The organism is Arachidicoccus rhizosphaerae, from assembly GCF_900107765.1.
Lineage (GTDB): Bacteria > Bacteroidota > Bacteroidia > Chitinophagales > Chitinophagaceae > Arachidicoccus > Arachidicoccus rhizosphaerae.
Genome location: NZ_FNQY01000017.1, coordinates 79,801 through 97,696 on the forward strand (window position 1 = coordinate 79,801; position 17,896 = coordinate 97,696).

Below are 17,896 nucleotides of genomic sequence, written 5' to 3' on the forward strand. Positions count from 1 at the left end.
GATGACATTAGTTGTATCATTTTAGCTATGTTTAAGATACCGGTAAACTGAAGGGTTTACCGGATGCGGCATTCTTTCTTGTCGAAGAGCGTGTATAATGTTCAAAGCAGCCTGTTTGCTAAGTAATGTTTTGGCTTCATGCGTCGCAAGGGCAATGCCTGGTAAAACACATACATTGGGGTGATGTAATAAGGGATGGTGACCGGAGATAGCGGCGACGGTGCCTGCTAAATCTAGTCCGGCTCCCCAAATCCATCCTTCGTAGACAGCTCTAGTGAGTGCCAGCTGATCATGAATCTTTGGATGGGATGTATTGATGAAAATGGCTGTAGGTTTCATGGCATAGAATGCATGCTGGTTGAAAAAACCGGTGGAATCCAGATTTAAGGGGGCATGTACGGAAAGCACGTCACTTGTTTTTAAAAGGATATCTAACGGGACATAATGAGCATCCAATTGTTTTTCCAACGCCCTGTTCGGTGATCTGTTGTGATAAATAACCTGCATTTGCAAACTACGTTTAAATAAACCTGCTACAGTGGCTCCTATTTTACCCAGTCCGTAAATCCCCAGGGTTTTATGCATGAGTGTCTGGCCGTCAAATGCACCTGGTAATCCATTGAGCCATTGATTGGTTAAAATTCTGTCATGGTGCATAAGCAACTTTCTGCTTGCAGAAAGAGCCAACATGAGCGTGGTTTCTGCCACGGCTTCATTACAAATATTTAATGCATTATTAGGTACATAACCGACGGGAATATTATTTTTGGAGGCCCATTTTTGGGCAACAGTGTAATGGTAGGGGAGGCCGATACTCACTGCTTTTAAATGCCTGCTTGCTTCAAAAAATGATTTTGGGAATGGAAGGTTTAGCATCGTTATCACCGCATCAAATGTCTTCGACTTTTCGATTAATTCCTGAGTGGACCATTCAGCTGCGTCTATTGCGAGAATAACCTCGTGCCCTTCCTTTTTAAGCATTTTTAAGCCCAGCTCTGGTAACGGGCCTGCTGAAAGAATTTTCATATGATATTTTTTATATGGCATTTCAAAGATAAGACATCTGGGTTATATCAGTTAATTGGAATATGAAGATGAAAAAACCGGCAACTTTTAATGGATGCCGGTTTTTTGAGAAGCTATGCAATTTATTTTATAGAAAAATATTTGTCCTTTATTTTTGACCAGGTGTCTTTTTAAGGGAGAATTGATGGTCTTGCATCATTTTTATGGCATTGTATAAATTGACGATGCCACCTGTTACGCATAAATCGCTCAGTTTTACTTTTTCTCCTGTTGCAGGGTTAATAACAGGGAAGTTGATTTTGGTGACGGAAGCCATTATTAGTTGTTTTACTTCTGGAGCTGAAAGTTCCGGATAATACGAACGAATTGCTGCTGCGACACCCGCAACAACTGGAGAGGCCATACTTGTCCCGCTAAGAGAACCATAGTTGTCTTTGCCCGGTAATGTTGAGTATATCTCCACTCCAGGTGCAAAAACATCTACTGCGGTTTTTGAGAAATTTGAGAAGTCGGCCACCAGGTCATCTTCCATAGCTCCGCTTGCACCCACCGTTATAACATTATCAAATTCTTTGCTATTATCTGGACCGTAATATTGGGTAGGGTAGTTAGGCTGTCCTGTGATATCTTCTCCATCATTACCTGCAGCATGAACTAGCAGGACGTCATGTTGCTGGGCATACCTGATGGCACCTTCAACCCAGGATCTGTTAGGAGAAATTGGTTTACCAAAGCTCATGTTAATTACTTTGGCGCCATGGTCTACTGCATATCGGATGGCAAGGGCTACATCCTTATCGTGTTCATCTCCGCTACCTGGAACTGTTCTGACTTCAATTAATGCGACATTATCTGCAATCCCATCCATGCCCAGATTATTATTACGGGAAGCTCCAATTATTCCTGATACATGTGTACCGTGCATGACATCCCCTGCAGAGATATTATCATTGCCATAGTATTTGTCATTAAAGTCATCATAATTGTCCTTAACTATGTTTTGGCGGTAATTAGGAGGTGCTACATCGGGCAGCTTATTGACTTCTTTAAGGCTATCTAATAAGCTGTTGATTTTGGCTGGCAAGGTAATATTAGTAGTGCCAGGGCCAACTTTGTCAAGTAAAATGGTATATATCTGCTTTTCCGCACTTGTTTTTCTGTCTATGGGTTCATAAGCTTTTACGTCTTCCAGATTAAAAGTGTCTTTTAAAAGCACTTTACTAAAATCGCTGATCTGGGGTAACAGGCTGGAGATCCTCTCCAGTGCTCCGGCTTCTTTGGCCGCGTCCGTTGCCGTAAGTTCGATGTTCTTTGCCTGAATCCAGGTGCGGTAATGTACCCTTTCCTTTTGTGGAACCTGATTGGAATCTTTAATATTTTCAAACTGGGATTTGTACTGAAAATAATACCTGGTTGACTCTCTGGTGTCTTCAGTGACATTTGAGGTGTCAGATTTGCCACCCAGGAAATTCCAACCATAATAATCATCGACATAACCGTCTTTGTCATTATCCTGATGGTCATTGGGTATCTCTTTGGGGTTATGCCAAAGGACGTCCTTCAAATCTTCCTGTAGTGTGTCGGCCCCCGAGTCAACGATGCCCACAATAACTTTTTGGCCGGTTTTACCTTTTAAGAGTTCTGAATAAGTTCGGTTTGCGGATACTCCGTATACACTATCATGAATAGGGTCCAGCATATGCCAGCTTAATGGCACCTGAAATGATTCTGATTGGGCTCTAAGCGCTGAGTTGCAGATGAATAGAAATGCCGCAAAACCTATTAACTTTTTTATCATATTGTCCTGTTTTTCCTAGATATTAAGACTGCAAGATACCTATTCAGGGCTATCTTAATCCCAAAAAATTATGAATATTTGTTATTATTGCACGTATTTTTAGAAATTCTTATCATAATTCCGACAAGTTATAATTATAGACCAGCCATATTACTGCCTTTATAAATTGTATTTTTGCACAAATCGGACTCATGAATTATATACCAGGTAATAATCAGGATACCATTGTTGCACTTGCCACCCCGCAGGGTTCAGGGGCCTTAGGTATTATTCGAATCAGTGGAAATGAGGCATTCTCTATTGTAAATGAACTGTTTAGCGCAAAGGATCTTGTTGGCCAAAAGACACATACTTTACATTTTGGACTGCTGGAATATGAAGGAGAGATTATAGACGAAGTCGTTCTGTCCCTTTTTAGAAATCCCAAATCTTATACTGGTGAGGATGTAATAGAGATCTCCTGCCATGGTTCAAGTTATATACAGCAAAGAATATTGCAGGTGTTAATTGAATTGGGAGCTAGAATGGCCCGGCCAGGAGAGTTTACTGAACGTGCTTTTTTTAACGGAAAAATGGACTTAACGCAGGCAGAGGCAGTGGCTGATCTTATTGCTTCAAATAGTAAGGCGGCTCAACAAACTGCGCTGAAACAACTAAGAGGCGGCTTTTCTGAAGATTTACAGAAATTAAGGAATGAGTTAATTCATTTTGCGGCTTTAATTGAATTGGAACTTGATTTTTCTGAAGAGGACGTCGAATTTGTAGATAGAACGGAATTTATGAAGTTAATAACTACAATTAAGTCTGCCACCCAACAATTAATAGATTCTTTTAGATTAGGAAATGTAATTAAAAATGGAGTACGAGTTGCTATAATTGGCAGGCCAAATGCAGGTAAGTCCACTTTGTTGAATGCCCTACTTAATGAACAACGTGCCATTGTAAGTGATATCGCAGGCACTACCAGAGACACGATTGAAGAGACTTTAAATATTAATGGAAGTATTTTTAGATTAATTGATACAGCTGGGATTAGAGAACACTCTAGTGATTATATTGAAAATCTTGGGATGGAAAGAAGTAAATCCAATGCTGAAGAATCTCATATCATCATTTATTTGATTGATAGTACTAGTAAGGATGATAGCTATTTAGACTGGTTAATTCCTTTTAAAGATAAAACCATTAGCGTTCTTAATAAGGTTGATGCATCAGATTCTGACCAAGTAGTTGCTTTGATGGAAGAAAAAACAGTAAAAATTTCTGCTAAACAAAAAACTGGTATTGAAGAATTAAAGCAGTTGATGTACCAAATGGCTATTGGAACAGAAATACAAACAGAAAATACAATTGTTACAAACGCCAGACATCATGATATATTACTCAGGATTGCCGAGAGCTTAGACGATATTCAAACTGGTATGCAATCACAATTAACAGGGGATCTTCTGGCTATTGATATTCGGAGGTGTCTACATTATTTAGGAGAGATATCTGGAAAAGTGGAACATGATCGTGATATCCTGGGAACAATATTTGGGAAATTCTGTATTGGGAAGTAGTGGGGCTATTTTAAGGAAAACAACGGAAAGTATCGGAAAGTAAAATCGTAACAACTAATTTATATACAGTATGTTGCGATTTTTTTTGTTATCTTTGGTTTCCGATGGTGGTAGTATTTTAGTTGAATATTTATCCCTAATTTACACCAGTATCGGCAAGTTTTTATAATAGGTGTAAATTTTTACACCCTAATTTAAAAATGACGCCCCATGAGAATACTTCTGAAAGAAAAAAAGATAAGTAATGAAAAGGCCAGCCTGTATATAGAATATTATAAAGGTTATACGAAGACTGAGGAAGGAAAGATTAAACATAATCGGCAGATGGAAACCCTGAAGTTGTATGTTTGGTTGAATCCAAAAACGACAGGTCAGAAATTGGAAAACAAAGAGGCTAGGAGACTGGCTGAAGATATCTATTCTATTAGAAAATCTGAAGAGCTCACTGGCAAGTTTGGAATGGTAAACCCACACAAAGGGAAGGTGCGGGTGATTGATTATTTTAATTCCCTTAAAGAAAAGCGCTCAGGGTATCTCTCCAATTATGGGGTTTGGGTAACTACCAAACGTTATATTGATCAGTATTTTCATAAATCACTTACTTTTAGTGAACTGACACCTGAGCTTATCGAGGGATTTAAAAAGTTTCTGGACGTAGAGGCGACCACCAAATATGGAACAGCGCTAAAACATGGATCGAAATATTCTTACTTTAATCGTTTTAGAACCTTGGTTAAGGCTGCTTATGAAGAAGGCTATGTAACAGATGTTAGGCTGTTGAAAATTAAGTCTTTTGATGAAAAGGAGGCTAAAAGAGAATATTTAACCCTACCAGAACTACAGTTGCTAGCAGCGACCGAATGTAAATATCCTGTCCTCAAACGTGCATTTTTATTTTCCTGTATGACAGGGTTAAGGTGGAGTGATGTCCATAAATTGAAGTGGCAGGAAGTAAGAGACGAAGACGGGCTGTGTAGGATCATTTTTACTCAACAGAAAACCGATAATACTGAATACTTATATATAAGTAAGCAAGCCCGGGAACTCCTAGGAGAAAGATCCGCAATTTCAGACAGAGTTTTTGTTGGTCTACAGTATAGCTCTGCAATCACTACTGAACTTCTAAGGTGGAGTATGAAAGCAGGGATCACCAAACATGTTACTTTTCATACGTCAAGACATACCGCAGCGACACTTCTGCTGGCACACGGGGCGGATCTTTATACCGTGATGAAGTCACTTGGTCATAGAGATATCAGGACAACCCAGATTTATGCTAAGATTCTGGATGAGAAATTAAAAGAAGCCGCCAATTTATTACCAACTCTAAATATTGAACTATGACATTGTTAAAAATTGTTTATGAAATTATATTATACGCATTGGTATTAGGAGGCATTATTTACGCATTCTGGTTTTTGAGACGGGAAATGGGTGTGAAAGGATTGTTTTTAGGCTATATTGTGTTGGCCGGTGTTGCAGGGATTTATCTTTCCTATTTGGGCTTTTTATGGCAGGCCCCGCTAGTGTCAGTGTTAGGGGGAATTATTGTAGTTGTTATGATATATTTAGGTATTAGTAAATTTAAGAAGGTGAAAGCCCGGCCTAAGGTTACTCGTAAATCCAAGGGAATTCCGAAAATTGGTATGCCTGGCTCTAAGGAAGAGTACCAAATTATTTTCCAGGCTTTGGATGAGGTAGTGGATAAGGACACGCTAATTGAACAACAAGAGTTTATTGAGAAGTTTCTAAGGGAACCGATTATCTTGAATACTGAAGCCGCCATTTTTAGAAATTTTTACGATTGCTACACTGACGTTTACGGTGATGAAGGATTTACGATTACTGACTTTTTGTCAATGTTTTATTGCAATGGAAGTAAAAAGCCTTTCAATCCAAGTACTTTTAATAAAAAACAACAAAGGTATTCAAAAGGGGCTGACCTATTTAATAAGATGGTAAAGGAGTTAAATGCCATTAGGAAAAAGACCGAATGATTAGCTTCGGGTTTTAAGTTTAAGGTTATCTGTATATGAAAGTAATTAAAAAAGGGGAAAAATCCCCTTTTTTGGTTGGAATACAACTCCAACACAACCACTCCAACCAATTTTGCTTACCGTTGATACGAGCTTTGTTTCATCAACAAAAAATAATATTGTTATGAACACAAAGCAAAAAATTACAGAGGACAGAAAAGTCTCTCTCGCATTATCCAAGCTAGAATCTTTAATTTCTAGTTCAAAGACAGTTCTGAATACGGACGATTTGGCAGCCTATACTGGGTTTGCTAAATCCAGTATTTACAAATTTGTGCACCGCAAGGAAATCCCATATTTTAAACCGACGGGCAAACAATTGTTCTTCTCCAAGGAGAAAATCGATGCCTGGCTGATGGAGAAATCGGTTAAGTCTAAGGACGAAATAGCAGAACTAGCAAGGTCCAGAACCCTTTTTAAATAATATTTCCCCAAAAAAATCCCGCCTGCGTATTCGTGGTACAGAGGCGGGCTGAAAAATAAATTCTATGGAGACAAAATTAAACAATTTCTCCGAGGAGGAATTGAATATTGTGCCTTTTCCGGAAGAAATCTTCCCAAAGGAGATACGGGACATTGTTGATGACTATGCCAAGGCCTTGAATATTAGCAAGGATTATGCTTATGGTGTCATTTTGTTTGCTTTTTCAGCAGCCATTGGTACCGGCTACATTCTCAGGGTCAAGAAAGGCTGGGAAGAGATGGGGAATCTCTTTATTAGTCTCGTTGGAAAGCCGGGTATTAATAAGTCGTCACCGATATCCATTTTCACTAAAGTGCTTGAAGCGATCGACACGATGTTAAATGAGGATTATCAAGCTAAAATGAAGGAATTTAGGGAGCGGAAAGCCTCAAAAGATGATACAATCCATTTGGAGGAGCCAATTCGTAGGCAGATTGTGATAAAGGATACTACTCAGGAAGCATTATTACAGGCACTTTATCATAATCCCAATGGTTTGGCTGGAATATATGATGAACTAGGATCGTTCTTGAAGTCATTTAATAAGTATCGGCCTGGAGGTGGTGGAGATGAAGAACTAATGCTTTCCATATTCAGTGGTAAGTCAATTTACATCAACCGTAAGAACGTGGAACCAGTTTTGATTCCTAATCCGTTTTTTAATTTGATTGGCAGCATTCAGCCACAGGTGCTAATTAATTTAATGGGTAATAACAGAGTCGATAATGGGCTGACCCATAGGTTTTTGTTCATTTACCCTCCAGAGATCAAAAGGGAGGATTTATCCGATGAAGATGTCTCAAGTGAATCTGAAGAACTCTATGATCTATTGATTAAGTCGATAATCAAACCAAAGGAAATATTATTGGGCAATCATCAGACCCGAAAAATTGGCTTATCGAAAGGAGCCATGGAGGTTTATAAAGGTTTTCGTAGGAGGATAAATGGCATAATGAATAACGAAAAATCGGAGGCAATTTGCGGTATTTATGCCAAATTGGATACCTATTTTTTCAGACTTTCATTGGTCATTCATATCATTCGGGTGACTTGCATGGAAAATGAATGCCTAAATTTATTGGAGGTTTCGTCATGCTCAGCCTCCAGGGCTGAAAAGTTAATTGACTACTTTGAATACATGGCATTACGTGTTTTTAAGCTCCTGGACAAGCACCGGGATCCCCTGGCCAGTTATCCCTTGGATCACAAAAAGATTTATTACAGGCTGCCGGCCAGGTTTACGACAGCAGAAGGACTGGCAGTTTCTCTTCTGATGATCAGCAGGCGCACCTTTTTTAATATGCTTAATGATGAGTATTTGTTTGTAAAGATTAAACACGGTGTTTATGAAAAGGTCTGGTAATCAGTTTTTTATGGAGGATGTTGGAAATGGCTGCACTTCGGGCACTTTCTGCACTTTGGGCCTAATTTACCAGGTCAAAGTGCTGGAAGTGCAGTAAGTGCAAAGGCATAAGGCTATTTCTTCTATTTGATTATTTATTGAAACTATCGGAGCAATTGGTTAGACACCATTTTTCGCACCATTCATCTGTAAGAATTATGGCAGTAATAAAAAAATATATCTGTGTCGTAAAGGTTGGGGAAACTAGGTTCCTGAGATACCATGTGAACGATCTAATTCGGTTTACTGAATTTTTGGATAGCAAATTTCCAGCTTGGAGATGGTATAATGTTTATTCTAATTCTATAGTTCAAAAGCGGAGCCAGGTAGCCTGTTTTACCAGAAACCAGAGACCAGATAAGAGGTTCGTAGATATATAAAGCGAATGTGATGGATGGTGCGATGAACGGCCAAATGAGCGAAAAACGGTAAGTTTTATGGCAGGCTCAAATGCCTGCCTTTTTTATCATTGGCCAATTCTAAACCTTCGTCATGGTTAATACTCGCTGCATAGCTAGGAGTAAAAGCGTGGTCGCTTTAATGGAATAATGGCATGCTAAAGCATTTTGGTTATGAGATTTGAAATGAAGTAATGATAAAATATGGAACAGAAAATAAAGGGAAAGAAAGGGCGTCCCAAAGTGGCAGTGCCAAGAAATAGATGGGTCAAGTCTAGGGTGAATAGCTCTGAGCTGATATTAATTAAACAGAAGGCTCGGGACTGTAATTTGAGTGTAAGCGATCTCATTAAAGTATCCTTGTTCAAATGCAAGGTGGTGGTTTGGAGGCGGGAGCTTCCAACGGAAGCCAAGAAATTATTGGCACTGTTGGCCAACCTAGCGAATAACTTGAATCAGATCAGCAAAAGGCACAATATAGGGGATGCCATTACGCTCGCAGATCGTTTTGAATTGCTTCAACTAAAAATGGAGCTTTCTGCCGTAAAAAAACAACTTGGAGCTTTTCTGGAATTTAAAAAGGAGGCAGCCGATGGTGATTAAAATTTTAAGATCCTCGTCACCTTCCAATTTGATTTCGTATTTATTGGGACCAGGGAGTTCTGGAGATGATAGTCGGGCTAAAATAGTAACAGGTAATTATTTGGATTTAGAAGGGACCAAGGACGAATTAGCAACAGGATTCGCCGCCTATGCCGGAGGTTCGAAGTTGAAGCACCCTTGCTTTCACTGTATCGTTTCTTTACCCCCAGGTGAGGCACTTACCGAGAGTCAAGCCCATGAATTGATTCAGGATATTGAAAATACATTAAAAATGGAGCATTATCCTTATTTGGCGGTCCAACACGTGGAGAAAAGTCATAATCATTACCATTTGGCAATAGGTCGCCATAGTCCGTTACATAACAAGGTTCTGCATGACCCATTTTCCTACAGAATTTTGACCAAACTCGCCAGGGAGAAAGAACGGCAATGGGGACTGAAACAGTTACCGGACCCGTTCAAGAAGGAGGCATTTGTTCGTTCTGATCAACGTAAGGCCTCGATTCGGGCTAAAGTTATTGAGAGCCTGACCAAAGCTGACAACTATGATGATTTTGTCCGGGAATTGAAGCTGCACGGAATAGATGTTTTTAAGCAACGTGGTATTAATTATAGTGATGGGGCTATTCGGGTAAAGGGTAGTGATCCGTGTATAAATTTTTCGCTTGGAAAAGTACAGGCAATTCTTAAATCCAAACAGGAAATCTCGCTGCAAACAGTAAGCTCAGCTCTTCCTACAGTTATTGGCAATAGCGTTTATGAGCCAGAAGGGGGCAAGGGGGAATCTGAAGCCACTAATTGCCTTGGTGTTTTAGAGGGACTATTGTCAGGTGCTGGACAAGATATCAATCAGATTGCAACTGCCGCATCCTCTGGACGGCGAAGTGATGAGGAGGATGAGGAATATTGGAAGAAAAAGAAACGTAAGCAAAAGCGACTTTATTAATTAAAAAACTTGAATAGATGAATCAACAGGAATTGGAAGTGATTGTTAATCATATTGTTGTTAAACAAGATGAAATGTTGTTAGCGGTTAAAGCGGCCCGTGTTGAACCAGATTTTTCAGCAGTGCTCTCTGAAATAGGGAGCAATAGGCAGTTGCTGGAAGAAATTATTCAGCTGACTATATCCAAGAATGAGGAAGCCTTAAAAAGGTATGGTGAAAAATTGCAAACTCAACTGGATAATCAAAAGGCGCTCAATCTAGTATTTGCCCAGAACTGCCATCTTCTGGAGCATTTTAAACAGTTACATATGCAAAAAAAAGGGTTGAAAATTAATCAACTATCAGCCTGGATCAAGAAAAATGTAGCCTGGATTGCATTTTTCTGCATTTGTGTAACGTTTTGCTTTGCCATCTATTTTATTGAATTCAGGAAAACAGAAACGCCAACCTATCGAAACCTCACTGGCCAACAGCTGAGTATACTGGATTTGTATCTGGACGAACATCCGAAAGCGGTAGATTCATTGTTGGAGTCAATTAACGTAAAGCTAAAAGGTGCAGGAATTAATAAGTGATTGATAATTAACCTATTTAAAATTGATGTTATGACGAATAGAGTGGTAATTGAAAATGTCAGATGCCGGATACGCGAAAGTATCCAACGACAAAAGGAGATAATCGACAAGCTGGAACAGTTGGATGAACAAATTGTTGAATTAACTCAAATGGAGTATCAGTGGGAAGATGAGGTAGACTTGTCTCTCGAAACCGTTCATTCCTATGATGATAATTTAGATAAAAGTCAAAATTGGCAGCCAAACTCTGATTTAAGGGGAGTGCTTCACGGATTACTTTTATTATTTATAACTGCATTGCTTCTGGTGGTTGTTGTTTATTGTAAACGGTACTTCTAACTATTTCCCTTAAAATAGGCAGCAGGATATTGCTCAAAAAGAAAGGGGAAGAGCATCAAGTTGGTTTTGGCTTTGAATCGTATGAAAATGAATGCTAATCTTGCGCATAACTTGAATTTCTTTCCCTTTATTTTCTTGGACCATTATTTGAGGCCAACTGCCTCAATAAGGTTATTCCATTCCAGTTCTTCTGCTTCATGGCGGTATGCCAGTCCATTTTTCTGGATGTGGTCTTCCATATTTAGAAACCACTGGTGGGCGTGCTTTTCAATGAAGGGAATTAGTGTTTTTGACTGTTGCATTTCGGCAAATCGCTCTGGCTGCTGTTCTTGCATTAATTTATATATTTGTCGGCCAGTCCAGGACATTTCATAGTACTCTTCTTCTACGGCGGGATTGGTTTCAAGAATATATTTTTGGTCAGTAATGGATTTTACTTCTTTGAATTTTTCTTCCATAATAAAAGGTTTTAATATTGAAATTTTTTATTAATTAATAGGTGATCGACTCGCCATTGGCCTTGAAAGTATAGCTAACAGCTTGGATTTCAGTGGTGAGAGATAGATTCTTTTCATCAAGCATCTTATCGCCATAGTATACCTCCATGTGCAATTTTAATGGTGCTGGTTGCTGAATTCCTCCATAACCAACTGTTACCTGGACATTATCGACGGGACTGACTGAAGTGACAGTAATGGGAGTGCCATAGGTTGCCAAGGTATCTTCATCGATGGCTGCATTGTCATCATCAGGTTTTGCGAAGTTGGCCTCGCATTTAACGGGGAAATTAGACTTTACTGCCGCAAAGGTAAAGGAGACTATGCTTAGCTCTGGGTCAATGGGTTCTGAAGTTGTAATGACCATTTTGAATTTACCGGCTTTAGTAGAATTGTCCTTTGGGCTGTCTTTACTACAGGAAGCTAAAATGAGAGAAGAGGCCAAGATGAAAGCCAGAAATTGTTTGGTTTTTTTCATGATGTGAGCTTTTGGGGTTTGACTATTAATGTTCTAATGTATTGAATATCTGCGTATTAATTGCAATTATTTCATGTGATTTGATGGCTGGTGCCAGCTCCGCTTTATAATTAGTCTTGCCTTCCCCTGCTAATATCGCATAGATGTGCTCACCTCTGCGCTGATTTCCTTCCTTTTTAAACCTCAGTACTCGAAACTTTTTGCCGATTATTTTCTTGGCCTGGTTGGAAACGTTTAGGGCTGCAATAGCATCAGCCGTCCAGCCAACAGAGGCGGCTGTATTAGCAGCATTCATCACCTTTATGCCTGTCATAGCCGTTCCCAAATGGCCAGTTTCTGCTCCCAGAAGGCCAACAGTGGATCCCAGAGCTCCAGCTGCATTTGCAATATTGCCAATTCCAAGACCGTGTTTGCTTTCGACGACATTTACAAAATCAAAGGTTGATGGCTTGCCTATTGTTAGATCATCACCGACATGGATCGTAAGGGTATCCATGGTAAAGGTATCTTTGTTTTCCAGGGTCTGGCTGAATGCGGTTGATACTAAACCAAACATAACGGCAGTAAGCAAAAGGTTTTTGTGGTTTTTCATCTTTTAGTCATTATTAGTTAATAAAATAATATGTGTAGATGAAACTTGCGGATATGAAAAAGGCGCAGGTTTCAAAATCCGTAGAAGAGGTACTGGTATACCCGACAAACGAATATGAAAGCCCGCGCCAGTATCGGCGTGAGCGTTTCACTTATTCTCCCGTTTGTCTAAAAATTACCAGTTTTCTTCTACGAGAATCTTAAGCGAACGCTTAACGTTCAATATGTTATGGACAATTTTTAACTGTCCATATTGTAAAAGTAAGAATAATGCGTTTAAGGGAAAATAAAATCTAAATTTATTAATCAATTTTTTATACTTTAGCAATACATAGTATAACATTTATTAATGTAACTTCTAATATGATTCCTAATTACCAAAAACTAATGCTTCCTTTCCTAAAGACCATTGCTAATGGCCGTGAATTCAGTTTTAGGTCAATTATTGAATCCCTGGGTCGGCAATTTAACCTAACCGATAAGGAACTATTAGAAAGATACCCCAATGGCGGCCATCCTGTTTTTGATAATCGGGTGGGATGGTGCAGGTTGCATTTAAAAAGAGCGGGACTAATCAGTGCGCCAAGAAGGGGTTACGTTCAAATTACTGATCAAGGAGAAACGGTTTTGTTGGATAATTTAGCTGAAATTGATGTTAATTATTTAAAAACGATACCAGCTTACCTGGAACTATATAATCGTGACCGTAATCCCAAGGACGAAGGTCCTGTTGATCTGAGCCAAGTGGTTGGTAAGAGTGATCTTGATACGCCTGAGGAGAGACTATCTCAGGCCTATTTGGAGATAAATAATGAACTAAATGAGGAGATTTTAAATAAGGTTTTTGAACAAAGTGCGCTATTCTTCGAACGATTAGTAGTAGACCTACTTGTCAATATGGGGTACGGAGGATCATTTAGAGATGCCGGGCAGGCAATTGGTAAAACAGGTGATGAAGGAATAGATGGAACCATAAAGGAGGATAAATTAGGCCTAGATACAATTTACATTCAGGCTAAACGCTGGAAACCTGGCACAACGGTTGGCCGTCCGGAAATCCAAAAGTTCGTAGGTGCGCTGGCGGGTCAGGGTGCCAAAAAGGGCATTTTTATTACAACTTCAAGTTTTACCAAAGACGCTCTGTCTTATGTTCCGAGAAATGAAACCAAAATCGTATTAATCGACGGTGTACAGTTGACTCAATTAATGATTGATTATAATGTTGGCTGCACTGTTCAGCAGAAATATGAGATTAAAAAGATAGATTTGGATTATTTTGAAGCAGAATAGAGTGGTGGTGCTGGTTGTTTTTGTCGTTTTGACAGGGTTGAGTTTATTACTTGGGTTTTATGATAATTAATTGAAAATCAAGAAAATAAAAATAAATGAGTAGAGAGAAAGAAAGGGATGAGTTACATCGGGCTATTTGGCAAATAGCAAATGATTTAAGAGGTAGCGTAGATGGATGGGATTTTAAAGCTTATGTCTTGGGAATTTTGTTTTACCGGTTTATTTCTGAAAACTTAACGACTCACATTAATAAAGCAGAATGGGAAACGGGCGCTAAAAACTTTGACTATGCGAATTTAACTGATAAAGAGGCTGAATTTGGCCGCAGGGATACGGTTTTAGAAAAAGGATTTTATATACTCCCTTCAGAGTTGTTTACAAATGTCCAGAAGAATGCGGAGAATAACCCAGATCTTAATGTTGATTTGCATAGGATCTTTAAGTCTATTGAATCCTCAGCAAGTGGAACGGATAGTGAGGATGATTTGAAGGGGTTATTTGATGATGTGGATGTCAACAGTAATAAGCTGGGTGGTACGGTAGAAGCAAGAAATAGAAAGCTGGCCAAAATACTGAAGGCAATCGGGGGACTAAAGCTCGGCAACTTCCAGGACAATACGATTGATGCGTTTGGGGATGCCTATGAATATCTGATGACCATGTATGCGAGCAATGCGGGTAAATCCGGTGGTGAGTTTTTTACCCCTCAAGAAGTATCAGAACTATTAGCGGAAATAACTGTTGTTGGTAAAAAATCGGTTAATAAAGTATATGACCCTGCTTGTGGTTCTGGCTCTTTGCTATTGAAATATGCAAAGGTATTGGGCAAGGAAAATGTTCGCCAGGGTTTTTTTGGCCAGGAGTCGAATATTACAACCTATAATCTTTGCAGAATCAATATGTTTTTGCACGATATTAATTTTGAAAAGTTTAGTATAGCGCATGGAGATACTCTGTTGAATCCTATGCATTGGGATGAAGAGCCTTTTGATGCAATCGTTTCTAATCCGCCATATTCTATAAAATGGGAAGGTGATGCTAATCCACTATTAATCAATGATCCTAGATTTTCACCTGCTGGGGTGCTGGCGCCCAAATCAAAAGCTGACCTGGCATTTACGATGCATATGCTTTCGTGGCTAGCTACTTCTGGTACTGCTGCCATAGTTGAGTTCCCTGGAGTACTGTATCGTGGTGGCGCTGAGATGAAAATCCGGAAATATTTAATTGATAATAATTATGTGGATACGGTGATTCAGTTGCCCTCTGATCTATTCTTTGGAACTACGATTGCTACCTGTATCATTGTTCTTAAGAAAAGCAAGAAGGATAATGCCACTTTGTTTATTGATGCTTCTGCCGAATTTGTTCGTGGAGGTAATAAAAACAAGTTGAGTGAAGGCAATCGAAAAAAGATCCTAGCTGCGTTTAAAGCACGTAAGGATGACGCTCATTTTGCGAGATTGGTTCCTAATGAGGAACTTGCCAAAAACGATTATAATATTGCTGTCAGTAGTTATGTAGAGCAGGAGAATACAGAGGTTGCAGTTGATATTACCGAATTAAATAAGCGTATAAAGCAAATAGTAAAGCGGCAGGCAGAGCTACGTTCCGCAATAGATGGGATTGTTAAAGATTTGGAAGGTAATAAATAGTAAATTAATGAATAAGGAATTACAATTTTTGATATATAATACACCACAGTTTAATTCGAAAATAAATGTGGTAGTAAAAGACGAGACTATTTGGCTTACACAAAAGGCGATGGCGGAGCTATTTGATGTTCAACGCCCTGCAATTACTAAACATCTCTTAAATATTTTCGCGGAAGGGGAATTAGAGGAGAAAGTGGTTAGTTCCATTATGGAACAAACCACTCAACATGGTGCCATTGCTGACAAAACACAAACAAAAGGTGCCAAATTTTACAACCTTGATGCCATCATTTCTGTAGGTTATAGGGTCAATTCATCAAAAGCCACACAATTTCGTATCTGGGCAACTAATGCTCTTAAGGAGTTGATTATCAAAGGTTTTGTTGTGGATGATGAGCGATTAAAACAGGGTAAGACTGTATTTGGAAAGGACTATTTTCGGGAGTTATTAGAGGTTGTACGTTCAATTCGTACAAGTGAACGCCGTATCTATCAACAGATTACAGATATTTTTGCAGAGTGCAGTATAGATTATAATCCACAATCAGAAATTACCAAGAATTTTTATGCTATGGTCCAGAATAAGTTCCATTATGCAATAACAGGCTATACTGCGGCCGAAATCATTTATAAGAATGCTGATGCCCGAAAAGATCATATGGGCTTAACTACTTGGAAAAATGCACCTGACGGGCGTATCTTGAAGTTAGATACAACTATTGCAAAAAATTATTTACAAGAAAAGGAAATTAAACGGCTGGAACGAACGGTGACTTCTTATTTTGATTATATAGAGAATTTGATTGAACAAGAAAATGTTTTTACCATGGAGGGATTGGCGCGCAGTGTTGATAAATTTTTGAATTTTAATGAATTCAAGGTTTTAGAAGGGAAAGGCACAAAGTCACATAAGCAAGCTGTTGCGAAGGCCGAGAAAGAGTACGATTTGTTTAATAAAAACCAAAAAATAGTTTCTGATTTTGATAGAGAAATTAAAAAACTAAAGCAAAAAGGAGGAAGGAATGAGTAAGATCGATAGATTAATTGCGAAGTACTGTCCGAATGGGGTGGAGTTTAAAGCGTTAGGTCAAATTGCGACAATTCAACGCGGAGCATCACCAAGGCCTATTCAAGATTATATTACTAATGATGAAAATGCTGTACCTTGGATAAAAATTGGTGATACTAAAGCTGGATCAAAATATGTAATAAATACTGCTCAAAAAATAACAACAGAAGGGGCCAAGAAATCGAGGATCTTAAAGAAGGGAGATTTAATTATTTCTAATTCAATGAGTTATGGGCGCCCATATATACTGGGTATCGCTGGTGCAATTCATGATGGATGGGCTTCAATTAGCAATTTTGAAAATAATTTAAATACTGATTTTTTATACCATTATCTAACATCCAGTTTTGTTAAGTCTTATTGGGATAGTAAGATTAACAGTGGCTCAGTAAGTAATTTAAATGCTGATATTATTAAAACTTTGGAAACCCCCGTCCCCCCTCTACCAATCCAGGAAGAAATTGTAAAAATTCTGGACAGCTTTACTACGCTGGAGGCGGAGCTGGAGGCGGAGCTGGAGGCGCGAACGCGCCAATATGAGTATTACAGAAATCAACTCCTTTCATTTGAAGGGAAGGATGTAGAGTGGAAAACGTTGGGCGAGGTTTGTCTAAAAGTTTCTTCTGGCGGTACACCGCTTTCTACAAATAAACAATATTATGATGGTGAAATACCTTGGTTAAGAACACAAGAAGTTCGATTTAATGATATTCTCGAGACCGAAATTAAAATTTCAGAGCTCGCATTAAAGGAGTCTTCTGCAAAATGGATTCCGGAGAATTGTGTAATTATCGCAATATCAGGTGCAACGGCTGCTCGTTCTGCGATTAATAAAATACCTCTAACAACAAACCAGCACTGTTGTAATCTTGAAATTGATCCTAAAATAGCACTTTATAGATATGTTTTTCATTGGGTTAGTTGCAAGTACATGCAATTACAATCTTTGGGTCAGGGAGCTAGAAATGATTTAAATTCTAGTATCATTAAATCTTTCCCAATTCCGATACCGACCCTCGAAGAACAAGAGCGAATTGTTGGCATCTTAGACAAATTTGATTCTTTGGTTAATGGTATTTCAGATGGCTTACCTGCTGAAATACAAGCCAGAAGGCAACAATATGAATATTATAGAGGTCAATTGTTAAACTTTACACCTGTTTCTTGA

18 protein-coding genes are annotated in these 17,896 nt (G+C 38.8%); 13 read left to right on the forward strand and 5 right to left on the reverse strand.

Annotated features, from left to right (window positions below):
• Positions 1-21: 21 nt before the first annotated feature.
• Complete coding sequence (locus BLU80_RS13890) at positions 22-1,026, reverse strand: 2-hydroxyacid dehydrogenase (protein ID WP_170831245.1); 1,005 nt, start codon at positions 1,024-1,026, stop codon at positions 22-24.
• 148 nt (positions 1,027-1,174) lie between these two features.
• Positions 1,175-2,824, reverse strand: a complete 1,650-nt coding sequence (locus BLU80_RS13895; RefSeq protein ID WP_091399649.1) for a S8 family serine peptidase — start codon at positions 2,822-2,824, stop codon at positions 1,175-1,177.
• A gap of 191 nt (positions 2,825-3,015) precedes the next feature.
• On the opposite strand from BLU80_RS13895, the gene mnmE reads away from it, so the two are divergent.
• The 9 genes from mnmE to BLU80_RS13940 all read left to right on the forward strand — a co-directional run bounded on the left by mnmE (position 3,016) and on the right by BLU80_RS13940 (position 11,148).
• Positions 3,016-4,386: a tRNA uridine-5-carboxymethylaminomethyl(34) synthesis GTPase MnmE gene (mnmE, locus tag BLU80_RS13900; RefSeq protein ID WP_091399650.1), complete on the forward strand. Its 1,371-nt coding sequence runs from the start codon at positions 3,016-3,018 to the stop codon at positions 4,384-4,386.
• Positions 4,387-4,596: 210 nt separating this feature from the next.
• Positions 4,597-5,730 carry a site-specific integrase gene (locus tag BLU80_RS13905; RefSeq protein ID WP_091399651.1) on the forward strand — a complete coding sequence of 378 codons (1,134 nt, stop codon included), beginning with the start codon at positions 4,597-4,599 and terminating at the stop codon, positions 5,728-5,730.
• Positions 5,727-6,383 (forward strand): phage holin family protein, encoded by a 657-nt coding sequence (locus BLU80_RS13910; RefSeq protein WP_091399652.1) that lies wholly within the window; start codon positions 5,727-5,729, stop codon positions 6,381-6,383. The genes BLU80_RS13905 and BLU80_RS13910 overlap by 4 nt, the downstream gene beginning before the upstream one ends.
• Before the next feature lie 163 nt (positions 6,384-6,546).
• Positions 6,547-6,846, forward strand: a complete 300-nt coding sequence (locus tag BLU80_RS13915) for a helix-turn-helix transcriptional regulator (RefSeq protein ID WP_091399655.1) — start codon at positions 6,547-6,549, stop codon at positions 6,844-6,846.
• Positions 6,847-6,910: 64 nt separating this feature from the next.
• A complete protein-coding gene (locus tag BLU80_RS13920) occupies positions 6,911-8,248 on the forward strand; it encodes a DUF3987 domain-containing protein (RefSeq protein WP_091399657.1) in 1,338 nt (445 codons plus the stop codon).
• 641 nt (positions 8,249-8,889) lie between these two features.
• Complete coding sequence (locus BLU80_RS13925; RefSeq protein WP_091399660.1) at positions 8,890-9,288, forward strand: plasmid mobilization protein; 399 nt, start codon at positions 8,890-8,892, stop codon at positions 9,286-9,288.
• A complete protein-coding gene (locus BLU80_RS13930; protein ID WP_091399662.1) occupies positions 9,278-10,234 on the forward strand; it encodes a relaxase/mobilization nuclease domain-containing protein in 957 nt (318 codons plus the stop codon). The genes BLU80_RS13925 and BLU80_RS13930 overlap by 11 nt, the downstream gene beginning before the upstream one ends.
• Positions 10,235-10,251: 17 nt before the next feature.
• Positions 10,252-10,809 carry a hypothetical protein gene (locus tag BLU80_RS13935; protein WP_091399665.1) on the forward strand — a complete coding sequence of 186 codons (558 nt, stop codon included), beginning with the start codon at positions 10,252-10,254 and terminating at the stop codon, positions 10,807-10,809.
• A 30-nt stretch (positions 10,810-10,839) separates the two neighbouring features.
• On the forward strand, positions 10,840-11,148 hold the full coding sequence (locus BLU80_RS13940; protein ID WP_091399667.1) for a hypothetical protein: 309 nt from the start codon (positions 10,840-10,842) through the stop codon (positions 11,146-11,148).
• A 143-nt stretch (positions 11,149-11,291) separates the two neighbouring features.
• Here BLU80_RS13940 and BLU80_RS13945 read toward each other — a convergent pair whose 3' ends face one another.
• The 3 genes from BLU80_RS13945 to BLU80_RS13955 are packed head-to-tail and all read right to left on the reverse strand — an operon-like array spanning position 11,292 to position 12,715.
• A complete protein-coding gene (locus BLU80_RS13945) occupies positions 11,292-11,606 on the reverse strand; it encodes a hypothetical protein (protein ID WP_091399669.1) in 315 nt (104 codons plus the stop codon).
• A gap of 34 nt (positions 11,607-11,640) precedes the next feature.
• Entirely contained in the window at positions 11,641-12,123 is a 483-nt protein-coding gene (locus BLU80_RS13950) for a hypothetical protein (protein WP_091399672.1), read from the reverse strand.
• Positions 12,124-12,148: 25 nt separating this feature from the next.
• Complete coding sequence (locus BLU80_RS13955) at positions 12,149-12,715, reverse strand: hypothetical protein (protein ID WP_091399674.1); 567 nt, start codon at positions 12,713-12,715, stop codon at positions 12,149-12,151.
• Positions 12,716-13,077: 362 nt separating this feature from the next.
• Here BLU80_RS13955 and BLU80_RS13960 point away from each other — a divergent pair, with 362 nt between their 5' ends.
• From BLU80_RS13960 to BLU80_RS13975, 4 genes are all read left to right on the forward strand, one after another.
• Positions 13,078-14,004 (forward strand): restriction endonuclease, encoded by a 927-nt coding sequence (locus BLU80_RS13960; RefSeq protein WP_091399676.1) that lies wholly within the window; start codon positions 13,078-13,080, stop codon positions 14,002-14,004.
• A gap of 95 nt (positions 14,005-14,099) precedes the next feature.
• The gene (locus tag BLU80_RS13965; RefSeq protein WP_091399678.1) at positions 14,100-15,659 is read left to right on the forward strand and encodes a type I restriction-modification system subunit M; all 1,560 of its coding nucleotides are present in this window, start codon (positions 14,100-14,102) and stop codon (positions 15,657-15,659) included.
• A 7-nt stretch (positions 15,660-15,666) separates the two neighbouring features.
• Positions 15,667-16,689 carry a virulence RhuM family protein gene (locus tag BLU80_RS13970; protein ID WP_091399705.1) on the forward strand — a complete coding sequence of 341 codons (1,023 nt, stop codon included), beginning with the start codon at positions 15,667-15,669 and terminating at the stop codon, positions 16,687-16,689.
• The gene (locus BLU80_RS13975; RefSeq protein ID WP_091399681.1) at positions 16,682-17,896 is read left to right on the forward strand and encodes a restriction endonuclease subunit S; all 1,215 of its coding nucleotides are present in this window, start codon (positions 16,682-16,684) and stop codon (positions 17,894-17,896) included. The genes BLU80_RS13970 and BLU80_RS13975 overlap by 8 nt, the downstream gene beginning before the upstream one ends.